This is a genomic window from Nocardiopsis changdeensis (assembly GCF_018316655.1).
GTDB lineage: Bacteria > Actinomycetota > Actinomycetes > Streptosporangiales > Streptosporangiaceae > Nocardiopsis > Nocardiopsis changdeensis.
Genome location: NZ_CP074133.1, coordinates 7,145,848 through 7,163,305, shown reverse-complemented (window position 1 = coordinate 7,163,305; position 17,458 = coordinate 7,145,848). Strand labels below are relative to the sequence as shown.

Here is a 17,458-nt window from a genome sequence, read left to right as displayed (position 1 = left end):
CGACACTCCCGGTCACCCCCGCGCGCCCGCCCACCTGCCGGAACGCCGCGCCCCCGGGGCCCCGGGCCGGGACGGGGTCCTAGCATGCGTGGCAGGGTGTGACACGAGAGGAACGAGGTACCGGTGAGCGACGACCGCGAGACACTCACGTACGAGCTGTTCGGCACCGCGATGCGGGAGCTGGCGCAGGAGATCGCCGACGACGGCTTCGAGCCCGACATCATCCTGTCCATCGCGCGCGGCGGACTGTTCGTGGCGGGCGGCCTCGGCTACGCCCTCGGCGTCAAGAACCTCCACGTCATGAACGTGGAGTTCTACACGGGCGTGGGCACGACCCTGGACATGCCGGTCATGCTGCCGCCCGTCCCCAACGTGGTGGACCTGAGCGACAAGAGGGTCCTGGTCGCCGACGACGTCGCCGACACCGGCAAGACCCTCAAGCTCGTCCACGACTTCTGCGCCGAGCACGTCGCCGAGGTGCGCAGCGCGGTCATCTACCAGAAGTCCCACTCGCTGATCGACTGCGAGTACGTGTGGAAGCGCACCGACCAGTGGATCGACTTCCCGTGGTCGGTGCTGCCCCCGGTGGTCTCCCGCGAGGGCCAGGTCCTCGACTCCTAGCTCCGGGGCGGCGCGGGTGCGCGGCGGGCCCGTCGTGCCCCCGCGCCCGGAAGGTCCGGGACCCGGAGGACGGGCACCGGTACGGAGGCGGGCACGGGCCCCGGGCAGGGGGAGGAGGACGCGGCAGGCCTCCGATACGGGTCAGCCCCGGCCGGTCAGGACGCGGCGATGCGCAGCCGCTCGGCCAGCCACAGCGGGACGTTCACCGAGGACCGGGGGAAGTACCGCAGGTCGAGGGCGTGGTCGAAGGCGGTCGGCGGCAGGGAGAAGGCGGGTTCGCCGTCCCGGTCGTAGGAGACCCGCCACCCGGAGGACGGACCCACGACGATGTCGACCGTGAACCAGGCGCCCCGCTCCTCGACGTAGGTGGCCGAGCGCAGCACCTCCAGCGCGGCGCGCAGGTCCCGGTCCACGGGCAGATCGCGGTCGCCGTCGGGCCGGGCAGCGGTCAGGGTGCCGCCCGCGTACCCGGCCAGGGCGCGGTAGGTCAGGCGCAGCCGGGACCACTCCAGGCCCCGGGCCAGGCAGCGCATCCGGTCGGCGATGTCGTCGAGCAGGGCGACCCGGCGCGCGAGGGGGAGCCGCAGCGGCGGAACGCTGGGGCGGTCGGGCGGGCCCGGCCAGGGCGGGTCGTCGGCGGCGCGGTCGGACAGCAGGTCCGCCCAGGAGGGGCGGCGGGAGGGGGCCCGGCGGGCCATCTCGGCGCGCAGTCCGTCCACGTCGGCGGGCTCGCCGGTGGGGTGCGCGAATCCCAACTCGCGGACGTCCTCGTCCACCGGCCCGGGCATCCACTCCGGCCAGTGGTCGTAGGCGCGTTCCAGGGTGACGCCCTCGCGGGTGACGGTCAGGCGGGCGAAGAGCCACCGCCCGTCCGCGCCGCCCTCGTCCAGGCGCAGGCGCTCCAGGACCGCGTGCATCCCGGGATCGGCGGCGACGGGGACCGGGTCGTCGTGGAGGAGGCCGTGCGGGTGGGGGGCACGGTAGAGGAGGACCCTGCGGTCGGTGTCGCCGAGCAGGTGGCCGCGGACCAGGGCCGCGGCCCGGGCCAGAGCCTCCTCGGCACGGCCGTCCGGCTCGGCGTCCGCCGCCAGGGCGGTGACGGGGTCGCCGCGGCCGGGCAGTTCGCGGGCCGCGCGCATGGCGTCTCCGAGCAGCAGCATCAGGGAGCGCCCGCCGATGGCGGGGTGCGCGGCTGTGGGCCGGGAGCCGCCCGGCTCCATCTCCTCGGGCTCCCGCTCGCCGGTGAGCCCGAGTCGGCGGGCCAGCGCGAGCCCCGCGGCCGGGTCGGCGTCGTCGCGGGCGGCGTGGTCCAGGACCCCGGTGAGCGCGTCGGCGTCCAGGGTGCGCTCCCGGGCCCGGGCCGCCAGGTCGGCCACGGCCTTGCGGGCGGACACGGTGTCCGCGGGGTCGGCGGTGTCCAGGGCGGCGCGGACCACCCACTCGGTGAAGTCGTCCAGGTCGGCGCACCAGCCGACGGTGGCGGCCAGGCCGTCGTCCGCCCAGTCGTCGGGGTAGGCGGCGCGCGCCCACTCCCCGTCCCACCAGTAGGCGAAGTCGGGGCGGGGCCGCTCGGCCAGCCAGTCCCAGGGCAGCGTCTCGGGTGCGCCCTGGAAGGGATCGATGGGCCGGGTCCGGGCCCGCTCCCCGGCGCTCTCGGGGTCCTGCCCGACGAGCAGGAACCCGCCGCCGGCCACCCGGGCCAGACAGAAGCGGGATCCCAGGACCAGCCGGAAGTGGACGGCGGCGGGTCCGGGGACGCACTCGGTCAGCCCGAGCCCGGCGCAGACGGACGCGTAGGCCCCGACCCGGGCCCACAGGACCTCGGGATGGGGCAGGTCGGAGGGCAGTCCTGGCTGGTGGAACACCGTGGCGCCTTTCCTGGGGGAGCCGTCCCGCACATTGTTCCCCACCGGGTACGGGGCGACCCCGTATTGTGCCGCCGTGTCACGGCCGGTGTTTCACGTGAAACACCGTCCGCCCGAGCGGTATGCCGGGACGGACGCGGCCCCGGCCGGGAGCGGGCGCCGGGCGGGAGCGGGCGCCGGGCGGGGCGAACCGGCGCCCTCACGCACCGGTCCGCCCCCATCCTCGGGTCAGGCGTGGGTGTCCTCGGGGATCTCCGGGGTGATCGAGTAGTCCCGGAACACCGCGCGGAACCCCTCCCGCTGCGGCGAGCAGCACATGACCCCCACCCGGCAGGTCCCGCCCAGCGGCAGGTGGGCCAACCGCAGCAGCCGCCACGCGCCCCAGCCGTCGAGGTACTGGACGTTGACGGTCTCGCCGGTGCGGATCGCCCGGATGGTCACCGGGGGGAAGGAGCCCCCGGTCCGGGGCAGGGAGACCACCGACCAGTCGGAGTGGCCGCGGGTGACCACGGCACTGACGTTGAGCCCGCCGCCGACGAACTCGGTGCCGGTCTTGATCCAGTTCTCCTCGTCGGCGCGGAGCATCAGGCCGGCCTGGTCGTACTGCTCCAGGTAGTCGCCGTCGAACGTGACCTGGACGGTGAAGTCCCCGGTGGCCTCGGCGGACAGGAAGTGGCCGTCGTCGTGCACGAACCCGTAGTGGGTGTGCCGCCAGAAGTCCTTGCGGTCCCCGGTGGTCACGGTGAGGACGCCGTCCTCGACCGTCCAGGACGGGGGCTCGTTCATCCAGGCCATGTCGGTGAACACGGTGGCGCCTTTCGTTCAGGGGTGTGGGAGCGCTCCTGTGAACGTCGGTACGACCCTATGTCGACAAGGCGCCGTGGCGAGAGGGGGACAAGGCGAGGGGGAGGCACGGCGACCTATCGCCGTGCCTCCCCCCAGGGAACGGGTCAGGCGGCCTTCTCGGCCGTGTCGGCCCCGTCGTCGTCGACGTGCAGGTCGACGCCCATCTTCTCCTTGACCAGCGAGACCCCCAGGAAGGAGATCGCGGCGGCGACGACCATGTAGACGCCGATGCTCCAGGAGACACCGGTGTTCTCCAGCAGCATCTGGGCGATCATCGGCGCGAAGGCGCCGCCCAGGATCGCGCCCAGGGCGTAGCCGATGGAGACGCCGGAGTACCGGATCTCGGCCGGGAACATCTCGGCGTACAGCGCGGACTGGGGCCCGTAGCTCAGGCCCAGGGTGAGGCAGAAGACGAAGACGCCCACGAAGTACATGAGGACGTCGCCGGTGTCGACCAGGAACCACATCGGCACCGCCCAGGCGGCGAGCAGGACGTAGCCGATCTGGAAGGTGCGCACCCGGCCCCAGCGGTCGCTGACCCAGCCGCCGTACAGGGTGGAGATGAGCCAGCCGAAGGAGGCCAGGGTGGTGGCCAGCAGGACCGGCCCGCGCTCCATGCCCAGGGCGGTGGAGGCGTAGGTGGCCAGGAAGGCGATGACCAGGTAGCCGGCGGCGTTGTTGGCGAGGAAGATCAGCGCGGAGAGCACGACCTCGCGGGTGTTCTTGCGGAACAGGGTGCCCAGCGGGGCGGAGGACTTGGCGCGGCGCTTCTGCATCAGCTCGAAGACCGGGGACTCCTCCACGGACTTGCGGATGAGGTGGCCGATGATGATCAGCAGGAAGGACAGCAGGAACGGGATGCGCCAGCCCCAGGCGAGGAAGGCGTCCTGGCCGATGATCACGGTGATGAGCCAGACGACGAAGGTCGCCAGGATCATGCCGCAGGGGACGCCGATCTGCGGGTAGGCGCCGAAGAAGCCGCGCTTGTTCACCGGCGCGTGCTCCACGGACATCAGGGCCGCGCCGCCCCATTCGCCGCCGGCGGAGAAGCCCTGGAGGATGCGCAGGGCGATGAGCAGGATCGGGGCGGCGATACCGATCTGGGCGTAGGTCGGCAGCAGGCCGATGAGGCAGGTGGCGATGCCCATCATGACCAGCGTCGCGACGAGGACCTTCTTGCGGCCGAACCTGTCGCCCAGGTGGCCCGCCACGATGGCGCCCAGGGGGCGGAACAGGAAGGAGATGCCGATGGTCGCGAACGACAGGATCTGGGCGAGGCCGGGGTTGGACTGCTCCAGCGGTCCGAGGAACAGGGGCGCCAGGACGAGGCCGGCGGCCTGGGCGTAGATGAAGAAGTCGTACCACTCGATGGTGGTGCCGACCATGGTCCCGGCGAGGACCTTGCGCCTTTCCCTGCCATCCAGCGGGGCGGGTGCCGAGGCCGTGGCGTCGGATGTTGCCATTGCTGCTCCGTAATGTCTGCCGACCGGGGGTCGGTCACTGCCGGGGCCCGTGCCCGGCACCCGGGGACGGGGGGTACCGAATCGGCACAGGACGGTTGTGCCGAGACATAGGTCACGAGCCCTAGGACACTATGCCATGTGACCCACGGCATTATGAACAGCAGGGCGGAATCTTCCCTGATCAGGGCATGTGTACTGACCGAACGGTCGGTGAGTGTGCGAACACCGTCCGGCCATCGCCGCAGGCCGCGGGCCCGCGTCACCGCCCCCCGGGACAGGACCCGGAGAGCACGACGCGCAAACGCAGGCAGAGGCCGAGCAGGCGGAACGGCAGGGAGAGCTCCAGCGGGCCGAGGCCGGACGGAAGGGGGCAGTGGGCACTGCACGGGGAATCGCTCATGGTCGGACTGTACCCCCTGGGGGTATGAAGGGAACGCGAGGGGACGCACGGACGAGAGGGCTCGACGGCCCCGACCCCGGGCCCGGGCGCACGGCGGCACGCCCCCTTGTCGACACGCCGACAAGGGGACGAGGGGACACGTGGACGAGGAGACACGGGGACGGCCCGACCCTCCGATGGGGGACACTGGAACGGTGAGCACCGAGAACACCCGCCCCGGACCGCCCGCGCTGAGCGTCTCCGTCCTCGTGTTGACGCTGGCCCGCCGGGTGGAGGGCGAACTCGGCGCCGCGCTGGCCCCGCTCGACCTCACCGTCGCCCGCCTGGGCCTGCTCGGCCACATCGCCGGGGTGCCCGGCGTCTCGTTCAGCGACCTGGCCCGGATGTCGGGGATCACCGTGCAGAGCGCGCACTCGGGGGTGAAGGCCCTGGTCGCGGCGGGCCTGGTACACGACCTCACCGCCCGACCGGGGGCGGCGTCCAGCATCGAGGTGACCCGGCGGGGGCGCGAGCTGCTGGAGCGCGCGGGCCGGGAGATCGCACGGGTGGACGAGGAGCTGTTCGGGCCGGACGCGGACCCGATCCAGCAGCAGGTCGGCGCGGCGTTCCGCGAGGCGTTCTCCTCCCTGCCCCGGGACTGAACCTCCCCCACCTTCAGGGTGGCTGAAGCATGCTCTAGGCTTCAGGCAATCTGAAGGTTTTGTCACCGAGGAGCTCACCCATGGAAGACCTCCTGCTCTCGATCCACGTCCTGGCGGGCATCGTGTTCGTCGGCGGATCGGCGGTCGCCACCAGCCTGTTCCCCCGCTACGTCCCGGTCGCCGTCCCGGCGGGCGCCCCCGTCGAGGCCCCGGGGGACGGCGGCGGGCGCAGCCGCAACACGGCCCTCGCCCTGCACCGCATCACCCGCGTCTACGCGCTCATCGGCATCGTCGTTCCGGTGGTCGGCATCGCCCTGGCCCTGCTCCAGGGGCGGATGGCCGAGCTCTGGGTCAACGTCGCGATGGTCCTCACCGCGGCCGCGGGTGTGCTGCTGGCCTGGCAGATCCACCCCCGCCAGCGCGAGGCGCTGCGCGAGCCGGGGGAGAGGTCGGAGCTGGGGCGGCTGTCCATGTGGAGCGGGATCTACAACCTGCTGTGGGCGGTGGTGGTCGTGCTCATGATCGTCCGGCCGGGCTCCGCTGCCTGACCCGGTGTCCGGCGGCGGACACCTCCGGGCACCGCGGAGACGGCCCCGGGCGAACTCGATCCGGCCGACGGAACCCTCCGGGGCGCGTCCTCAAGGTCGCTCGGCCCGCGGGGGACCTGGGGCGGGCGCGCGGCCGCGCGCCGCGGGAGGGGAGGAGGCGGTACGCTCACCGCGCGACCCCGGGACCAGCGGGAACAATACCGTTGCCCGGTCGCGAGGGTCGCTGTTAGCGTCGCAGGAATGATCCCCGTGACGGAGAACGAGATCCGCGGCTCGTTCATCAACTGCTCCAAGGGCGAGGCCAAGCGCCTCTCCCTCCCGCGGGACCTGGACTCCCGGCCGTGGGAGGACCTGGACTTCCTCGGCTGGCGCGATCCGATGGCGCACGAGCGCGCGTACCTGGTCGTCGAGCGCGGTGACGGTCCGGTGGGCGTGGCCTTCCGGCTGACCGGCTCGGAGACCGGGGCCCGGCGGGCGCTGTGCTCGGTGTGCGTGACCAGCCGCCAGGGGCCCGGCGTGGCGCTCATGGTGGCACCGCGTGTGGGCAAGGCGGGCCGCGAGGGGAACACGGTGGGGCTGCACATGTGCACCGACTTCGCCTGCTCGCTGTACGTGCGCGGGCTCAAGCAGCCCGAGCCGGGCGGGCGCTTCGCGGAGACGCTCACCGTGGAGGAGAAGGTGAAGCGGCTGGAGGAGAACCTGCACGGGTTCCTGGACCGGCTGACCCGGGGGTAGACGTGTCGGCGAACGGGCATGTCGACTCACCGACACGCCCGTCCGCCTTCGGGAAGGGCCGGGGGTGCCCCTGTGCCGCCCCGTTCCCGGGGCGGCGGCTCACGCACCCCCGGTGCGGTCGGCCGCGTCCGGTGCGGGGACCGGCTCCCCGCCGCCGCGCGGCCGGCGCATACCGCCCTGGACCCGGGTGGCGGCGACCGCGAAGGCCGCGGTCGTCACCAGCGTGACGGTCGCCCACACCTGCCAGCCGCCCGCCGCCGACACGACCGGCGCCATCAGGACCGCGCCGAGGATGAAGATGCGGCTCACGAAGTGGTTGAGGCCGAAGGCGACCCCCTGCACGTCCGGGTGCACCGACTCCTCCGCGTACTCCGAGAAACTCGCCATCCACGGCCCGAAGACGGTCCCGAGGGCCACCCCCAGGCCGGTCAGCAGCACGACGACGAGCCATGCCGGAGCGCCCGCGCCCGCGCTCATCGTCAGCACCAGCGCCCCCAGCAGCAGCGTGGCCGCCACCGCCCCGTAGACCAGGAACGGCTTGCGCATCTGGAGCCTGTCGGAGAACCGGGCGAAGGCCAGCGAGGCCAGCAGGTTGCTCGCCCAGAAGCACATCACGACCGCGGACGCCATGCGCACCGAGATCCCGAAGTGCTCGGCCACCATCGCCTGCCCGTAGGCGTTCATGGTGGCGAGCAGCACGTAGAGCAGCGACATCGCGGCCACGTGCGCCCAGACGACCCGGTGCCCCAGCAGCATCCGCAGCCGGTTCCCGGAGGGTGCCGGGGCGCCCTCCCGGGTGGACCGCTCGCTGAGCCTGATGGTGCGCCGCAGCTCGGGGGACAGGTCGCGCAGGGTCAGGGCGACGATCGTGGCGCCGACGCAGGCCAGGCCCGCCATCAGGAAGATCTGCGAACGCCAGGAGTGGCCGAACAGGTCGAGCGTCAGCACCGCGACGGCCGCGGCGAAGAAGTTCGCCCCGACCGGCCCCCAGCTCCAGAACGCGAACGCCTGCGCCCGCCCCATCCGCGGCGTGAAGTCGCGGATCAGCGGCTGCGTCCCCGCCATCGCCACGCCCTCGACGAAGGCGAGCAGGATGCGCGCGGCGGTGAAGTGCACGACCGTCTGCGACATCGCCATGAACAGGCACGCCGCCGCGGACAGGAACATGAACGGCACCAGGATCCGCACCCGGCCGAACCGGTCCACCAGCTCTCCGCCCAGGTACCCGGACACCGCCCCGAAGAGCAGCGACGCCGCGGTGATCTGCCCGTAGGTCTGGAGGGACATGCCGATGTCGTCCAGCAGCAGGGGCAGGACCGGGGCGAGCTGCCCCTCGTAGGCGGAGATGAACAGCGCCAGGACGACGACGGCCAGCAGGAGGCGGCGGCGGGCTCCGGTGGGGTACTCGTGCAGGAGTCTTCGGTGCGAGGACACGGGACCGACCCTTCTCTAAATCCTGGACACCACGTCCAGGAATGGTCGAGGTGTCCAGAAGATAAGCACAGTGACCGGCGCCACACAACCCCCTGCGCCGCCCCTAGTCCGAGAAGGAGTCGAAACCCGACGCCCAGTAGCGCCCGCGCCGGGACAGCTCGACCAGCGTCTCCACGACCTGTTCGGTGTCCGGCCGGGGGGCGGGGGACTCCAGCCACCACAGCAGCACCGCGACCTGCTCGCCGACCCAGGCGCGGGCGATGACGCGCAGGTCGACGCGGGGGCGGGCGCCCTGGGCCCGGACCCGCTCGGCGAAGATGCCGTAGGCCGTCGCGGTCCACGCGTCGGTCAGCGCCCGCAGCCCCCGCCCGTCGCCCTCCCCCCGCAGGATCAGGCGGTACACGTCCGGCTCCTCCGCCGCGTGGCGGAAGAGCTCGGCCACCGGCCGCCCGGTGAACCCGACCCCCTCGCGGTCCAGCGGCGCCATCCGTTCGCGCAGCTCGTCCAGGACGACCTCGACCACGTGGTCGTACAGCGCCTCCTTGTCCCGGAAGTGCGTGTAGAACGTCGCCCGCCCGACGTCCGCGGCGGCGGCGATGTGCTCCACCTTGACGCCGGCGTACCCGCGTTCGAGCACCTGGGAGACGAACGCCGCCCGCAGCGCGGCGCGTGTCCGGAGTATCCGGCGATCCTCATGTGTCATGGGGCCTTTCTAGCAACCCCTCGACCGCTGGACACATCCTGGACATTGTGTCTAGTATCTCGATGCTCGCTCATCGACCTCTGGAGGGCCCGTGAACCTCGGTACCTACCTCACCCGAAGCGCGACCCACTGGCCCGAGGCGGAGGCCCTGGTGTCGGGGGACCGGCGCTGGAGCTACCGCGCCCTGGAGGAGGACGCCAACCGGCTGGCCTCCGCGCTCCTGGCGCGCGGCTGCGTCCCCGGCACGGCGGTCGCCACGCTGGCGAACAACCGCGGGGAACTGGTCGTCGCCGAGATGGCGATCTGCAAGGCGGGGTGCCTGCGCGTGCCGATCAGCGCACGGCTGGCGGCGGCCGAGATCGAACACGTCCTGCTGGACGCGCGGGTGCGCCTGGTGTTCGTGGACGCGGCCAACCTCGACACCGTGCGCGCCATCGTCGCCGCCCGCGCCCCCGACTGCCTCGTCGTCTCCTTCGACGACGGCGACCCCGCCTACGCCTCCCTCCTGGCGGAGGGGGATCCGGCCCCTGTGGCCGTCGACCTCGACCTCGACGCCCCGGCGGTGCTCAACTTCACCTCCGGCTCCACGGGCACGCTCAAGGCGGCCGTCCAGACGGTCGGCAACCGGCTGTCCAACATGCGCAAGCTGGCCATGAACCCGCAGGGGTCGGTGGGCCGGGACTCGGTCTACCTCGCCCCCGGCCCGATCACCCACGCCAGCGGCATGGGCATCCTGGGCTGCCTCTTCCGCGGCGCCGCCGTCGTCGTCCTGCCGAGCTTCGAGGTCGAGTCCTACCTCGACGTCCTCGAACGGGAGGGCGTCACCCACACCTTCCTGGTGCCGGTCATGCTCAACCTGGTGCTGGCCTCGCCGACCGCGCGCGACCGCGACCTCTCCCGCCTGCGCAGCGTCACGATCGGCGGCGCACCGGTGAGCCCGGCCCGCCTGCGCGACGCCGTCGGCCTCTTCGGCCCCGTGGTCAACCAGGGCTACGGACAGGGCGAGACCACGAGCGCCATCACCTTCCTCACCTCCGAGGACGTGGTGCGGGGGATCGAGTCCGACCCCGAACTCCTGCTCTCCTGCGGGCGCCCCGTCTTCGACACCGAGGTCCGCGTCGTGGACGACGCGGGCGCACCGCTCCCGGCCGGAGAGGTCGGGCAGATCGTGGCGCGCGGCCCCGACTGCGTGCGGGAGTACTTCCACGCCCCCGAGGCCACCGCGGAGACGTTCCGCGACGGCTGGGTGCACACCGGGGACCTCGGCTACCTGCGGCACGACGGCTACCTGTTCATCGTGGACCGCCAGAAGGACATGATCATCTCCGGCGGCTACAACGTCTACTGCACCGAGGTGGAGGCCGCCCTCTACGAGCACCCCGCCGTCTTCGAGGTCTGCGTGGTGGGCACGCCGGACGAGCGGTGGGGCGAGACGGTCAAGGCGTTCGTGGCGCTCCACCCGGGCCGGGAGGCCTCCGGCGACGAGCTGCGCGAGTTCTGCGCCACCCGGCTGTCCAGGGTCAAGCTGCCGCGGGTCGTTGAGTTCGTCCGACAGCTGCCGCGCAACCGCAACGGGAAGATCGACCGGCGCGCGCTCCGGCAGCGCGAGTGGGCCGGCGCCGAACGAAAGGTGGGGTGAGGGAACCATGGCCTTCTCACTGCGACCGACCTACGGGGACCGTCCGCACCTGGACGGGCTGGTCACCCGGCTCCGGGACTACCTGGACGGCGAACTCGCCGAATACGAGGCCGGCCTCGGCCTGGAGCACGAGACACCGCTGGAGCGGTCCGTACTGGAACCGGTGTGGCGGCGCAGCCGCGAGCTCGGCTTCTACGGCGTCCACCTGCCCGAGCACCTGGGCGGACAGGGGCTGTCCTTCACCGAGCTGGCAGCCCTCAAGGAGGAGGTGGGCGCCTCCGGCCGCGTCCTGGCCACCAGCGTGCTGGGCGACATGGGCGGTCCGCTGCGCATCGGCGCGATCTTCGAGCACGCGACCGAGTACCAGATCGAGAAGTACCTGCTGCCGGTCGTGCGCGCCGAACGGGCCTGCTGCTTCTCCATGACCGAGGACGACGCCGGCTCCGACGTGCGGCGCATGCGGACCACCGCGACCCCGGTTCCGGGCGGCTACCGGATCACCGGCCACAAGGTGTTCAGCACCGGCGGTACCTTCGCGGACTTCTCGATCCTGGTCGCCCGGATGGACGGCGCCGAGGAGGTCTACTCCGCGTTCCTCGTGGACCTCAACTCGCCCGGCTGCCGCGTCACCCCCGGCCGGGTGCCCCTGTCCGGGCAGAACATCGAGAGCGACGTCGTCCTGGAGGACTGCTTCGTCCCCGCGGAGAACCTGCTCGGCGAGGAGGGCCAGGGGCTGCGGATCAGCCTGGGCCGGGTCACCGCCAACCGGCTGCTGCACTGCCCCACCGCCCTGGGAGCGGCGCGGCGCGCGCTCGGCCTGGCCCTCGACTTCGCCGCGACGCGCCGGGTCTCGGGCGGCCTCCTGCTGGAGAAGCAGGCGATCCAGCACACGCTCGCCGACATGGCCACCGACTACTACGCGGCCCGTTCGATGACCTACGACGCCCTCGCCGCGCTCGACGCGGGCGAGCGGCCCCGGATCGAGTCCTTCATGTGCAAGCTGTTCGTGGCCGAGCGCGCCTTCGAGATCGCCGACCGCGCGGTGCAGATGCACGGCAAGGCCGGGATGGTGCGCGGGGCGCCGGTGGAGGTGATCTGGCGGCAGCTGCGCATGTTCCGGGTGCTGACCGGGGCTTCGGAGATCCAGCGCAACGGCATCGTCCGCGACCTGGTGAAGTCCGTGGGAGGTGCGGCATGACGCGCCCCGGAGACCCCCTCCCCGCCGAGGACGGGCAGGACCTGCGCGACGCCGGACGCGGCTTCCTGGGGACGCTCGAACCCGCCGTGGTGACCGACGCCGCCGGCGGCACGGTCTACGACGCCGACGCGTACGCGTTCCTGGACGGGCCCGCGCCCGCCACGGCCCATCCCGGCCTGTGGCGGCAGAGCGGGCTGACCGCGCGGCACGGCCTGTTCGAGGTCACCGAGGGCGTCTACCAGGTCCGCGGGCTCGACCTGGCCAACATGACCCTGGTGGAGGGCGCGACCGGGGTCGTCGTGATCGACACCCTGACCTCGGCGGAGACCGCCGCCGCGGCCCTGGCGCTCTACCGTTCGCACCGCGGCGACCGCCCGGTCACCGGTGTGATCCTCACCCACCCGCACGCGGACCACTTCGGGGGCTCGGCCGGAGTCCTCGCCGGGGCCGCCCCCGGAGTCCCCGTGCTGGCGCCCGAGGGGTTCATGGAGCACGCGGTCTCCGAGAACGTCCAGGCCGGCCCGGCGATGGCCCGGCGGTCCGGCTTCATGTACGGCACCGCGCTGGAGGCGTCGCCCGACGGCCACCTGGGCTGCGGCCTGGGACAGCGGCTGTCCACCGGCACCATCGGCCTGGTCGAGCCCACGGACTCGGTCACCCGCACCGGCGAGGTGCGCGTGATCGACGGCGTCGAGATCGAGTTCCAGCTCACGCCGGGGACCGAGGCCCCGGCGGAGATGAACATGTACCTCCCCGCCCGGCGGGCGCTGTGCCTGGCCGAGAACGCCGTGCACACGATGCACAACATCCTCACCCTGCGGGGGGCCCAGGTCCGCGACGCCCGCCAGTGGGCGCGCTACCTCACGGAGGCCCTGCACCTCTTCGGCCACCGCACCGAGGTCGCCTTCGCCACCCACCACTGGCCCACCTGGGGCGCCGACCGGATCGAGGAGTTCCTGACCGGGCAGCGCGACCTGTACGCCTACATGCACGACCAGACCGTGCGGCTGATCAACCGGGGCCTGACCCCGCGGGAGATCGCCGAGCAGCTCACCCTGCCGCCCGCGCTGGAACGGCGGTGGGCCAACCGCGGGTACTACGGATCGCTGAGCCACAACGTCAAGGGCATCTACCAGCGCTACCTCGGCTGGTACGACGGCAACCCCGCCCACCTGTGGGAGCACCCGCCGGTCGAGGAGGCGAAACGCTGGATGCGCCTGCTCGGCGGCGTTGACGCGGCCCTCGCGCACGCGGACTCCCTGGTCGGGGAGGGCGACCTCCGCTTCGCCGCCACCCTGCTCGACCACGCGGTCTTCGCCGACCCCGGCCACGAGGGGGCGCGGCGCCGCCTGGCCGACGTCTACACCGCGCTCGGCCACGGCTGCGAGAACGCCACCTGGCGCAACGCCTACCTCACCGGGGCCCGCGAGCTCCTCGGCGGCCCGGCCCCCCGCCGCGGCGGCGGTGGCCGCGGCATGCTGGCCGCGCTCGACGTCGGATCGCTGCTCGACTCCCTGGCCGTGCGGGTCGACGGGCCCGCCGCCTGGGACCTCGACCTGCGCGTGGACCTGCGGCTGACGGACCAGGACCGCGTCTGGCACGTGCGCCTGGCCAACGGCGTGCTGGTGCACCACCCCGGCGACACCCCCGACCCGCGGGCCGACCTGGTGGTCACCACGACGAGGCGGGGGCTGGTCGGCCTCCTGGCGGGCCGGGGGCGGGGGGACGCCGTGTACGAGGGCGACCCCGGGGTGCTCCGCACGCTGTTGGGCGTCCTGGAGGCACCGGACCCGGAGTTCGGAGTGGTGGTGCCCTGACGCGGACGCGGACATGCGGGCATGTCGACAGGTCGTCATGCCCGCATGTCGGGGAGTCGGCGCCGCCGGGGCGGTCAGCGGCCGCGGCCGTCCAGGGCGGCGACCTCGCGCACCGCGCCGGCGACGGCCCGGAAGTCCTTCCGGAGGATCGCGCCGTGGTTGCTCGGCACCTTCGCGAAGAGCCGGATGTTCTCGTTGCGCTCGTACACCGCGTCCATGCCGGCCCGGATGACCTCCTGCTCGTCGCCCTTGCTCCCGAAGGACGTCCCCGAGGCGAGGACGTACCGCGTCGGCACGGTGATGGAGTCCAGGACGGCGCCCAGCTCCTTCTCCCCGCCGAGCAGGCCGAGCTCGATGTTGCTCTGCGCCATCTGCTCGGCGTTCATCCGGGGGAGCAGCCCGGTGGGGCGCAGCAGCGGCCCGAGCAGGGCGACCCGCCGGAACATCACGCGGATCCGCTGCGCCATGGCCTCGTCCATCCAGTCGTAGGGCTGGGCGCCGTCGACCATGACCGCCCCGATCGCGCGTTCCGGGTTCCGGGCGGTCCAGTGCGACGCGACGTAGGCGCCGTAGGACCAGCCCACCACCAGCGCCCGCTCCACGCCCCGGGCGTCCAGGACCGCGGTCACGTCGCGGACGGCGGCCTCGAAGGAGTAGTCCGAGGAGGTCTCGGACCTTCTGCCGCGGGCGCGCTCGTCGTAGGTGATGTGCCGCCACTGCGGGCCGAGCTCGGCGATGGTCCGCCGCCAGTAGCCCTGGGTGGCGAACTGGCCGTTGAGGTAGACCACGGGGGTGCCGGTCCCGCCGGTGTCGGTCACGGCCAGGGCCGTGTCGTCCACCGGCACCATGCCGGTCCAGGGGGTCTCGGTGCGGATTCCGTTGTCGCCGGTCATGTTCCTTCTCCTTGTGTCTTCGTGCGGTGTGCGGTGCGGGGGTGTGCCGGTCGGGGTGCGGGCGGGTGGGCCGCCCGCACCGGGTCGGCGTTTCAGAGGCTGCGGGCGGTGATGTCGCCCATGTCGGTGGTGGCCCGGATGTCGAGCTCGGTGGTGCCGTCGTTGCGGAGCCCGTTGTCGATGCGGCCGAGGCCGGTGCCGGCGTCCAGCGAGGCGGACACCCCGGCGGCGGCGGTCACCGAGATGTCGCCGGAGCCGGTGCGCAGCACGACCGCGCCCGCGGCGGCCTCGTCGATGCGGATGTCGCCCCGGTCGGTCCGGATCTCGGCCGGGCCGGTGAGGCGGCCGACCTCGACGTCGCCGTCGAGCACGGCCAGGCGCAGGGCCGCGGCCTCGTCGATCTTGGTCTGCCGGTAGGCGCCCTCGAAGACGACCTCGCCCAGTCGGCCGACCCCGCGCAGTTCGGCGCCGCCGGTGCGGCCCTCGACCCGGGAGCCGGAGGGGACCTGGACGGTGACCTCCAGGGCCCCGGTCGGGCCCAGCAGGCGGTTCCCGGTTTCCGGGGTGAGGATCCGCAGCACGCCGTCGTCGTAGGTGACGGAGGTCTGCTCGGCGGCCTTGGCGTCGCGGCCGCGGCCGGCCTTGGCGGGCCGGACCTCGACGGTGCTGTCGGAGCGGTCGGCGGCGATGATCTGGACGCGCCCGGCGGGGATGTCCAGGACGACGGAGACCGGGGTGGTGGTGTCGAACTTCTCCATGGTGCTCTCTCCTTGCACTCGCTGTTTCCGATGATGGAAACGCTACGTTGCATTCGCGAATCTGGCAACACTCTCGTTGCCAAGAGATCGAGTATTAGCAGGTAGATACGGCATATTCTTTGCAATGAGATGTCGATTAACGCAACAGAACAGCCTCCTCGTGTTGCATTGATTGAAGCCGAACGCTACGCTGGGCCCATCAGCGGACAGAAAGGGGCCCACGGTGCCGGGAGGCAGGCTCACCCAACAGGAGCGCCGGCGGATCGCGCAGGGGCTGGCCGACGGCCTCGCCTACGCCGAGATCGCCCGCGACCTGGACCGTCCCACCTCGACGGTCACGCGCGAGGTGATGCGCAACGGCGGCCCCGCCGCCTACCACGCCGACCTGGCCCAGCGGGCCACCGAGCGCCGCGGGCGCCGGCGCAGGAAGGCCGAACCGGGGGGCCGCTCCTCCGGCCCGGGCGCCCGCGACGACGCCGCGCTGGCCGAGTACGAGGAGAAGTTCACGGCCATCTTCGTGCAGCAGGGCCTGCCCACGATGACGGCCCGGGTGCTGACCTGCCTCTTCACCGCCGAGGCCGGGAGCCTCACCGCGGCCGAGCTCGTCGACCGGCTCCAGGTCAGCCCGGCGTCGGTCTCCAAGGCGGTCACGTTCCTGGAGGGCCAGGGCCTCCTCCGCCGGGAGCGGGACGAGGGCCGCCGCGACCGCTACTTCGTCGACGACGACGTGTGGTACCAGTCGGTGATCGCCAGCGCCCGGGGCACCGCCGAGCTCGCCGAGACCGCGCGGCAGGGCGTCGACCTGGTCGGACGCGGCAGCGTGGCCGCCACCCGGCTGGAGAACGTCGCGCGCTTCAGCGACTTCATCAGCGAGAGCATCCTGCGCGCCGCCGAACAGGTCCGCGACGTCCTCCACACGAAGCCCCCGGCGGCCCCGGACGAGCCGGCCCGGGAGGAGCGGGACCGGGACTGACCGCCCGGGGGAGCGGGGCGACGGCGGCGGGGTTGACCTTGCGGTTACTGGAGGGCGCACACTCGTCGCATGCTCTCCATCAAGGACTTCAGCGAGATGTGCCGCCTCTCGCCGCAGACGCTCCGCTTCTACCACGCCGAAGGCCTCCTGGTCCCCGCCGAGGTCGACGAGCGGACCGGGTACCGCGGGTACGAGTTCGCGCAGATCGAGACAGCGATGACGGTCATGGCCCTGCGCGGGGCCGGGATGAGCGTCAAGCTCGTACGGCGGGCCCTCGACGAGCCCGCGTCCGCCGCCGACCTGCTGCGGGAGCACACCGAGGAGCTGCGGCTGAAGCGCGCGGCCGAGGACGACGCCATCGCCACCGCGCGTGAGCTGCTGACCGCCCGGCCGACGGTGCGCCGGGGCACCGCGCCCGGCCGCGCCGTGGTGACCGCGGTGGCCCCCGACCCCGAGTCCCCGCCCACCGAACTGGAGGACGACGTCTGGGGGCCGACCATGACCTCCGTCGCCGCCACCGCTCGCGGACTTGCCGCGCTGGTGGAGGAGCACGGCGGCCGGGTCGCCGGCCCGGCGTGGGCGTCCATGACCCTGGAGACCGAGGAGCAGCTGCACCGGTACCACTCGGCCGAGGGCCCCGTGTGGCGGGTCGACGTCCCCGTCGCCGGGGACACCGCAGCGCTCGCGGAGCACGCCGAGGTCCGGGCCTTCGAGTCCCGCGAGGAGCTGTCCGTGTTCCTCCCGGGCGCGCAGTCCATGGCCAAGTACGGCACCGCCCTGTCGATGCTCGCCTCGCACCGCGTCGAGGGCATGATCATCGACATGTCGGCCATCCGCCTGGTCCTCCACGACGACGGCGTCGAGACCGCCGTCCGCCTGGCGCCCCTGGCCGACTACCTGGAGGAGGGGGTCCCCGCCTAGGCC

Annotated in this window: 17 protein-coding genes; 9 read left to right on the top strand and 8 right to left on the bottom strand. The window is 72.9% G+C overall.

Annotation, left to right across the window (positions count from 1 at the left end):
* Positions 1 to 123: 123 nt before the first annotated feature.
* The gene (locus tag KGD84_RS32175) at positions 124 to 621 is read left to right on the top strand and encodes a phosphoribosyltransferase (protein WP_220564040.1); all 498 of its coding nucleotides are present in this window, start codon (positions 124 to 126) and stop codon (positions 619 to 621) included.
* Positions 622 to 776: 155 nt separating this feature from the next.
* On the opposite strand, the gene KGD84_RS32170 is transcribed toward KGD84_RS32175, so the two are convergent.
* The 4 genes from KGD84_RS32170 to KGD84_RS32155 form a co-directional block, all read right to left on the bottom strand.
* The gene (locus KGD84_RS32170; protein WP_220564039.1) at positions 777 to 2,486 is read right to left on the bottom strand and encodes a hypothetical protein; all 1,710 of its coding nucleotides are present in this window, start codon (positions 2,484 to 2,486) and stop codon (positions 777 to 779) included.
* 228 nt (positions 2,487 to 2,714) lie between these two features.
* Positions 2,715 to 3,293: a DUF1349 domain-containing protein gene (locus tag KGD84_RS32165; protein WP_220564038.1), complete on the bottom strand. Its 579-nt coding sequence runs from the start codon at positions 3,291 to 3,293 to the stop codon at positions 2,715 to 2,717.
* A gap of 143 nt (positions 3,294 to 3,436) precedes the next feature.
* A complete protein-coding gene (locus tag KGD84_RS32160) occupies positions 3,437 to 4,795 on the bottom strand; it encodes an MFS transporter (protein WP_220564037.1) in 1,359 nt (452 codons plus the stop codon).
* A gap of 259 nt (positions 4,796 to 5,054) precedes the next feature.
* Complete coding sequence (locus KGD84_RS32155) at positions 5,055 to 5,195, bottom strand: hypothetical protein (protein ID WP_220564036.1); 141 nt, start codon at positions 5,193 to 5,195, stop codon at positions 5,055 to 5,057.
* Between the two features lie 194 nt (positions 5,196 to 5,389).
* Between KGD84_RS32155 and KGD84_RS32150 the strand changes: the two genes are divergently transcribed.
* From KGD84_RS32150 to KGD84_RS32140, 3 genes are all read left to right on the top strand, one after another.
* Positions 5,390 to 5,836 (top strand): MarR family winged helix-turn-helix transcriptional regulator, encoded by a 447-nt coding sequence (locus tag KGD84_RS32150; protein ID WP_220564035.1) that lies wholly within the window; start codon positions 5,390 to 5,392, stop codon positions 5,834 to 5,836.
* An 80-nt stretch (positions 5,837 to 5,916) separates the two neighbouring features.
* Positions 5,917 to 6,384, top strand: a complete 468-nt coding sequence (locus KGD84_RS32145; RefSeq protein ID WP_220564034.1) for a hypothetical protein — start codon at positions 5,917 to 5,919, stop codon at positions 6,382 to 6,384.
* A 240-nt stretch (positions 6,385 to 6,624) separates the two neighbouring features.
* Entirely contained in the window at positions 6,625 to 7,119 is a 495-nt protein-coding gene (locus KGD84_RS32140) for an FBP domain-containing protein (RefSeq protein ID WP_220564033.1), read from the top strand.
* A 99-nt stretch (positions 7,120 to 7,218) separates the two neighbouring features.
* Here the strand turns inward: KGD84_RS32140 and KGD84_RS32135 are convergent, their stop codons facing one another.
* Positions 7,219 to 8,553 carry an MFS transporter gene (locus tag KGD84_RS32135; protein WP_220564032.1) on the bottom strand — a complete coding sequence of 445 codons (1,335 nt, stop codon included), beginning with the start codon at positions 8,551 to 8,553 and terminating at the stop codon, positions 7,219 to 7,221.
* A gap of 103 nt (positions 8,554 to 8,656) precedes the next feature.
* The gene (locus tag KGD84_RS32130; RefSeq protein WP_220564031.1) at positions 8,657 to 9,256 is read right to left on the bottom strand and encodes a TetR/AcrR family transcriptional regulator; all 600 of its coding nucleotides are present in this window, start codon (positions 9,254 to 9,256) and stop codon (positions 8,657 to 8,659) included.
* Between the two features lie 91 nt (positions 9,257 to 9,347).
* Between KGD84_RS32130 and KGD84_RS32125 the strand changes: the two genes are divergently transcribed.
* From KGD84_RS32125 to KGD84_RS32115, 3 genes are read left to right on the top strand one after another with little or no spacing between them, the layout of a single operon-like run.
* Entirely contained in the window at positions 9,348 to 10,895 is a 1,548-nt protein-coding gene (locus KGD84_RS32125; RefSeq protein ID WP_220564030.1) for an AMP-binding protein, read from the top strand.
* 7 nt (positions 10,896 to 10,902) lie between these two features.
* A complete protein-coding gene (locus tag KGD84_RS32120) occupies positions 10,903 to 12,093 on the top strand; it encodes an acyl-CoA dehydrogenase family protein (protein ID WP_220564029.1) in 1,191 nt (396 codons plus the stop codon).
* Positions 12,090 to 13,910: an alkyl/aryl-sulfatase gene (locus tag KGD84_RS32115; protein WP_220564028.1), complete on the top strand. Its 1,821-nt coding sequence runs from the start codon at positions 12,090 to 12,092 to the stop codon at positions 13,908 to 13,910. The genes KGD84_RS32120 and KGD84_RS32115 overlap by 4 nt, the downstream gene beginning before the upstream one ends.
* A gap of 74 nt (positions 13,911 to 13,984) precedes the next feature.
* On the opposite strand, the gene KGD84_RS32110 is transcribed toward KGD84_RS32115, so the two are convergent.
* Both KGD84_RS32110 and KGD84_RS32105 read right to left on the bottom strand, forming a co-directional pair.
* Positions 13,985 to 14,803, bottom strand: coding sequence for an alpha/beta fold hydrolase (locus KGD84_RS32110; RefSeq protein WP_220564027.1), 819 nt, complete (start codon positions 14,801 to 14,803; stop codon positions 13,985 to 13,987).
* 92 nt (positions 14,804 to 14,895) lie between these two features.
* Positions 14,896 to 15,561 (bottom strand): DUF4097 family beta strand repeat-containing protein, encoded by a 666-nt coding sequence (locus KGD84_RS32105; RefSeq protein ID WP_220564026.1) that lies wholly within the window; start codon positions 15,559 to 15,561, stop codon positions 14,896 to 14,898.
* 223 nt (positions 15,562 to 15,784) lie between these two features.
* On the opposite strand from KGD84_RS32105, the gene KGD84_RS32100 reads away from it, so the two are divergent.
* Positions 15,785 to 16,534, top strand: coding sequence for a helix-turn-helix domain-containing protein (locus tag KGD84_RS32100; protein ID WP_220564025.1), 750 nt, complete (start codon positions 15,785 to 15,787; stop codon positions 16,532 to 16,534).
* Between the two features lie 69 nt (positions 16,535 to 16,603).
* Positions 16,604 to 17,455, top strand: coding sequence for a MerR family transcriptional regulator (locus KGD84_RS32095; protein ID WP_220564024.1), 852 nt, complete (start codon positions 16,604 to 16,606; stop codon positions 17,453 to 17,455).
* The last annotated feature ends 3 nt before the right edge of the window (positions 17,456 to 17,458 follow it).

What these genes read in the sequence shown, in the direction of transcription:
- KGD84_RS32160 (WP_220564037.1), bottom strand. Translation starts at nt 4,795, where the DNA reads ATGGCAACATCCGACGCCACGGCCTCGGCACCCGCCCCGCTGGATGGC.
- KGD84_RS32155 (WP_220564036.1), bottom strand. Translation starts at nt 5,195, where the DNA reads ATGAGCGATTCCCCGTGCAGTGCCCACTGCCCCCTTCCGTCCGGCCTC.
- KGD84_RS32145 (WP_220564034.1), top strand. Translation starts at nt 5,917, where the DNA reads ATGGAAGACCTCCTGCTCTCGATCCACGTCCTGGCGGGCATCGTGTTC.
- KGD84_RS32140 (WP_220564033.1), top strand. Translation starts at nt 6,625, where the DNA reads ATGATCCCCGTGACGGAGAACGAGATCCGCGGCTCGTTCATCAACTGC.
- KGD84_RS32130 (WP_220564031.1), bottom strand. Translation starts at nt 9,256, where the DNA reads ATGACACATGAGGATCGCCGGATACTCCGGACACGCGCCGCGCTGCGG.
- KGD84_RS32120 (WP_220564029.1), top strand. Translation starts at nt 10,903, where the DNA reads ATGGCCTTCTCACTGCGACCGACCTACGGGGACCGTCCGCACCTGGAC.
- KGD84_RS32115 (WP_220564028.1), top strand. Translation starts at nt 12,090, where the DNA reads ATGACGCGCCCCGGAGACCCCCTCCCCGCCGAGGACGGGCAGGACCTG.
- KGD84_RS32110 (WP_220564027.1), bottom strand. Translation starts at nt 14,803, where the DNA reads ATGACCGGCGACAACGGAATCCGCACCGAGACCCCCTGGACCGGCATG.
- KGD84_RS32105 (WP_220564026.1), bottom strand. Translation starts at nt 15,561, where the DNA reads ATGGAGAAGTTCGACACCACCACCCCGGTCTCCGTCGTCCTGGACATC.
- KGD84_RS32095 (WP_220564024.1), top strand. Translation starts at nt 16,604, where the DNA reads ATGCTCTCCATCAAGGACTTCAGCGAGATGTGCCGCCTCTCGCCGCAG.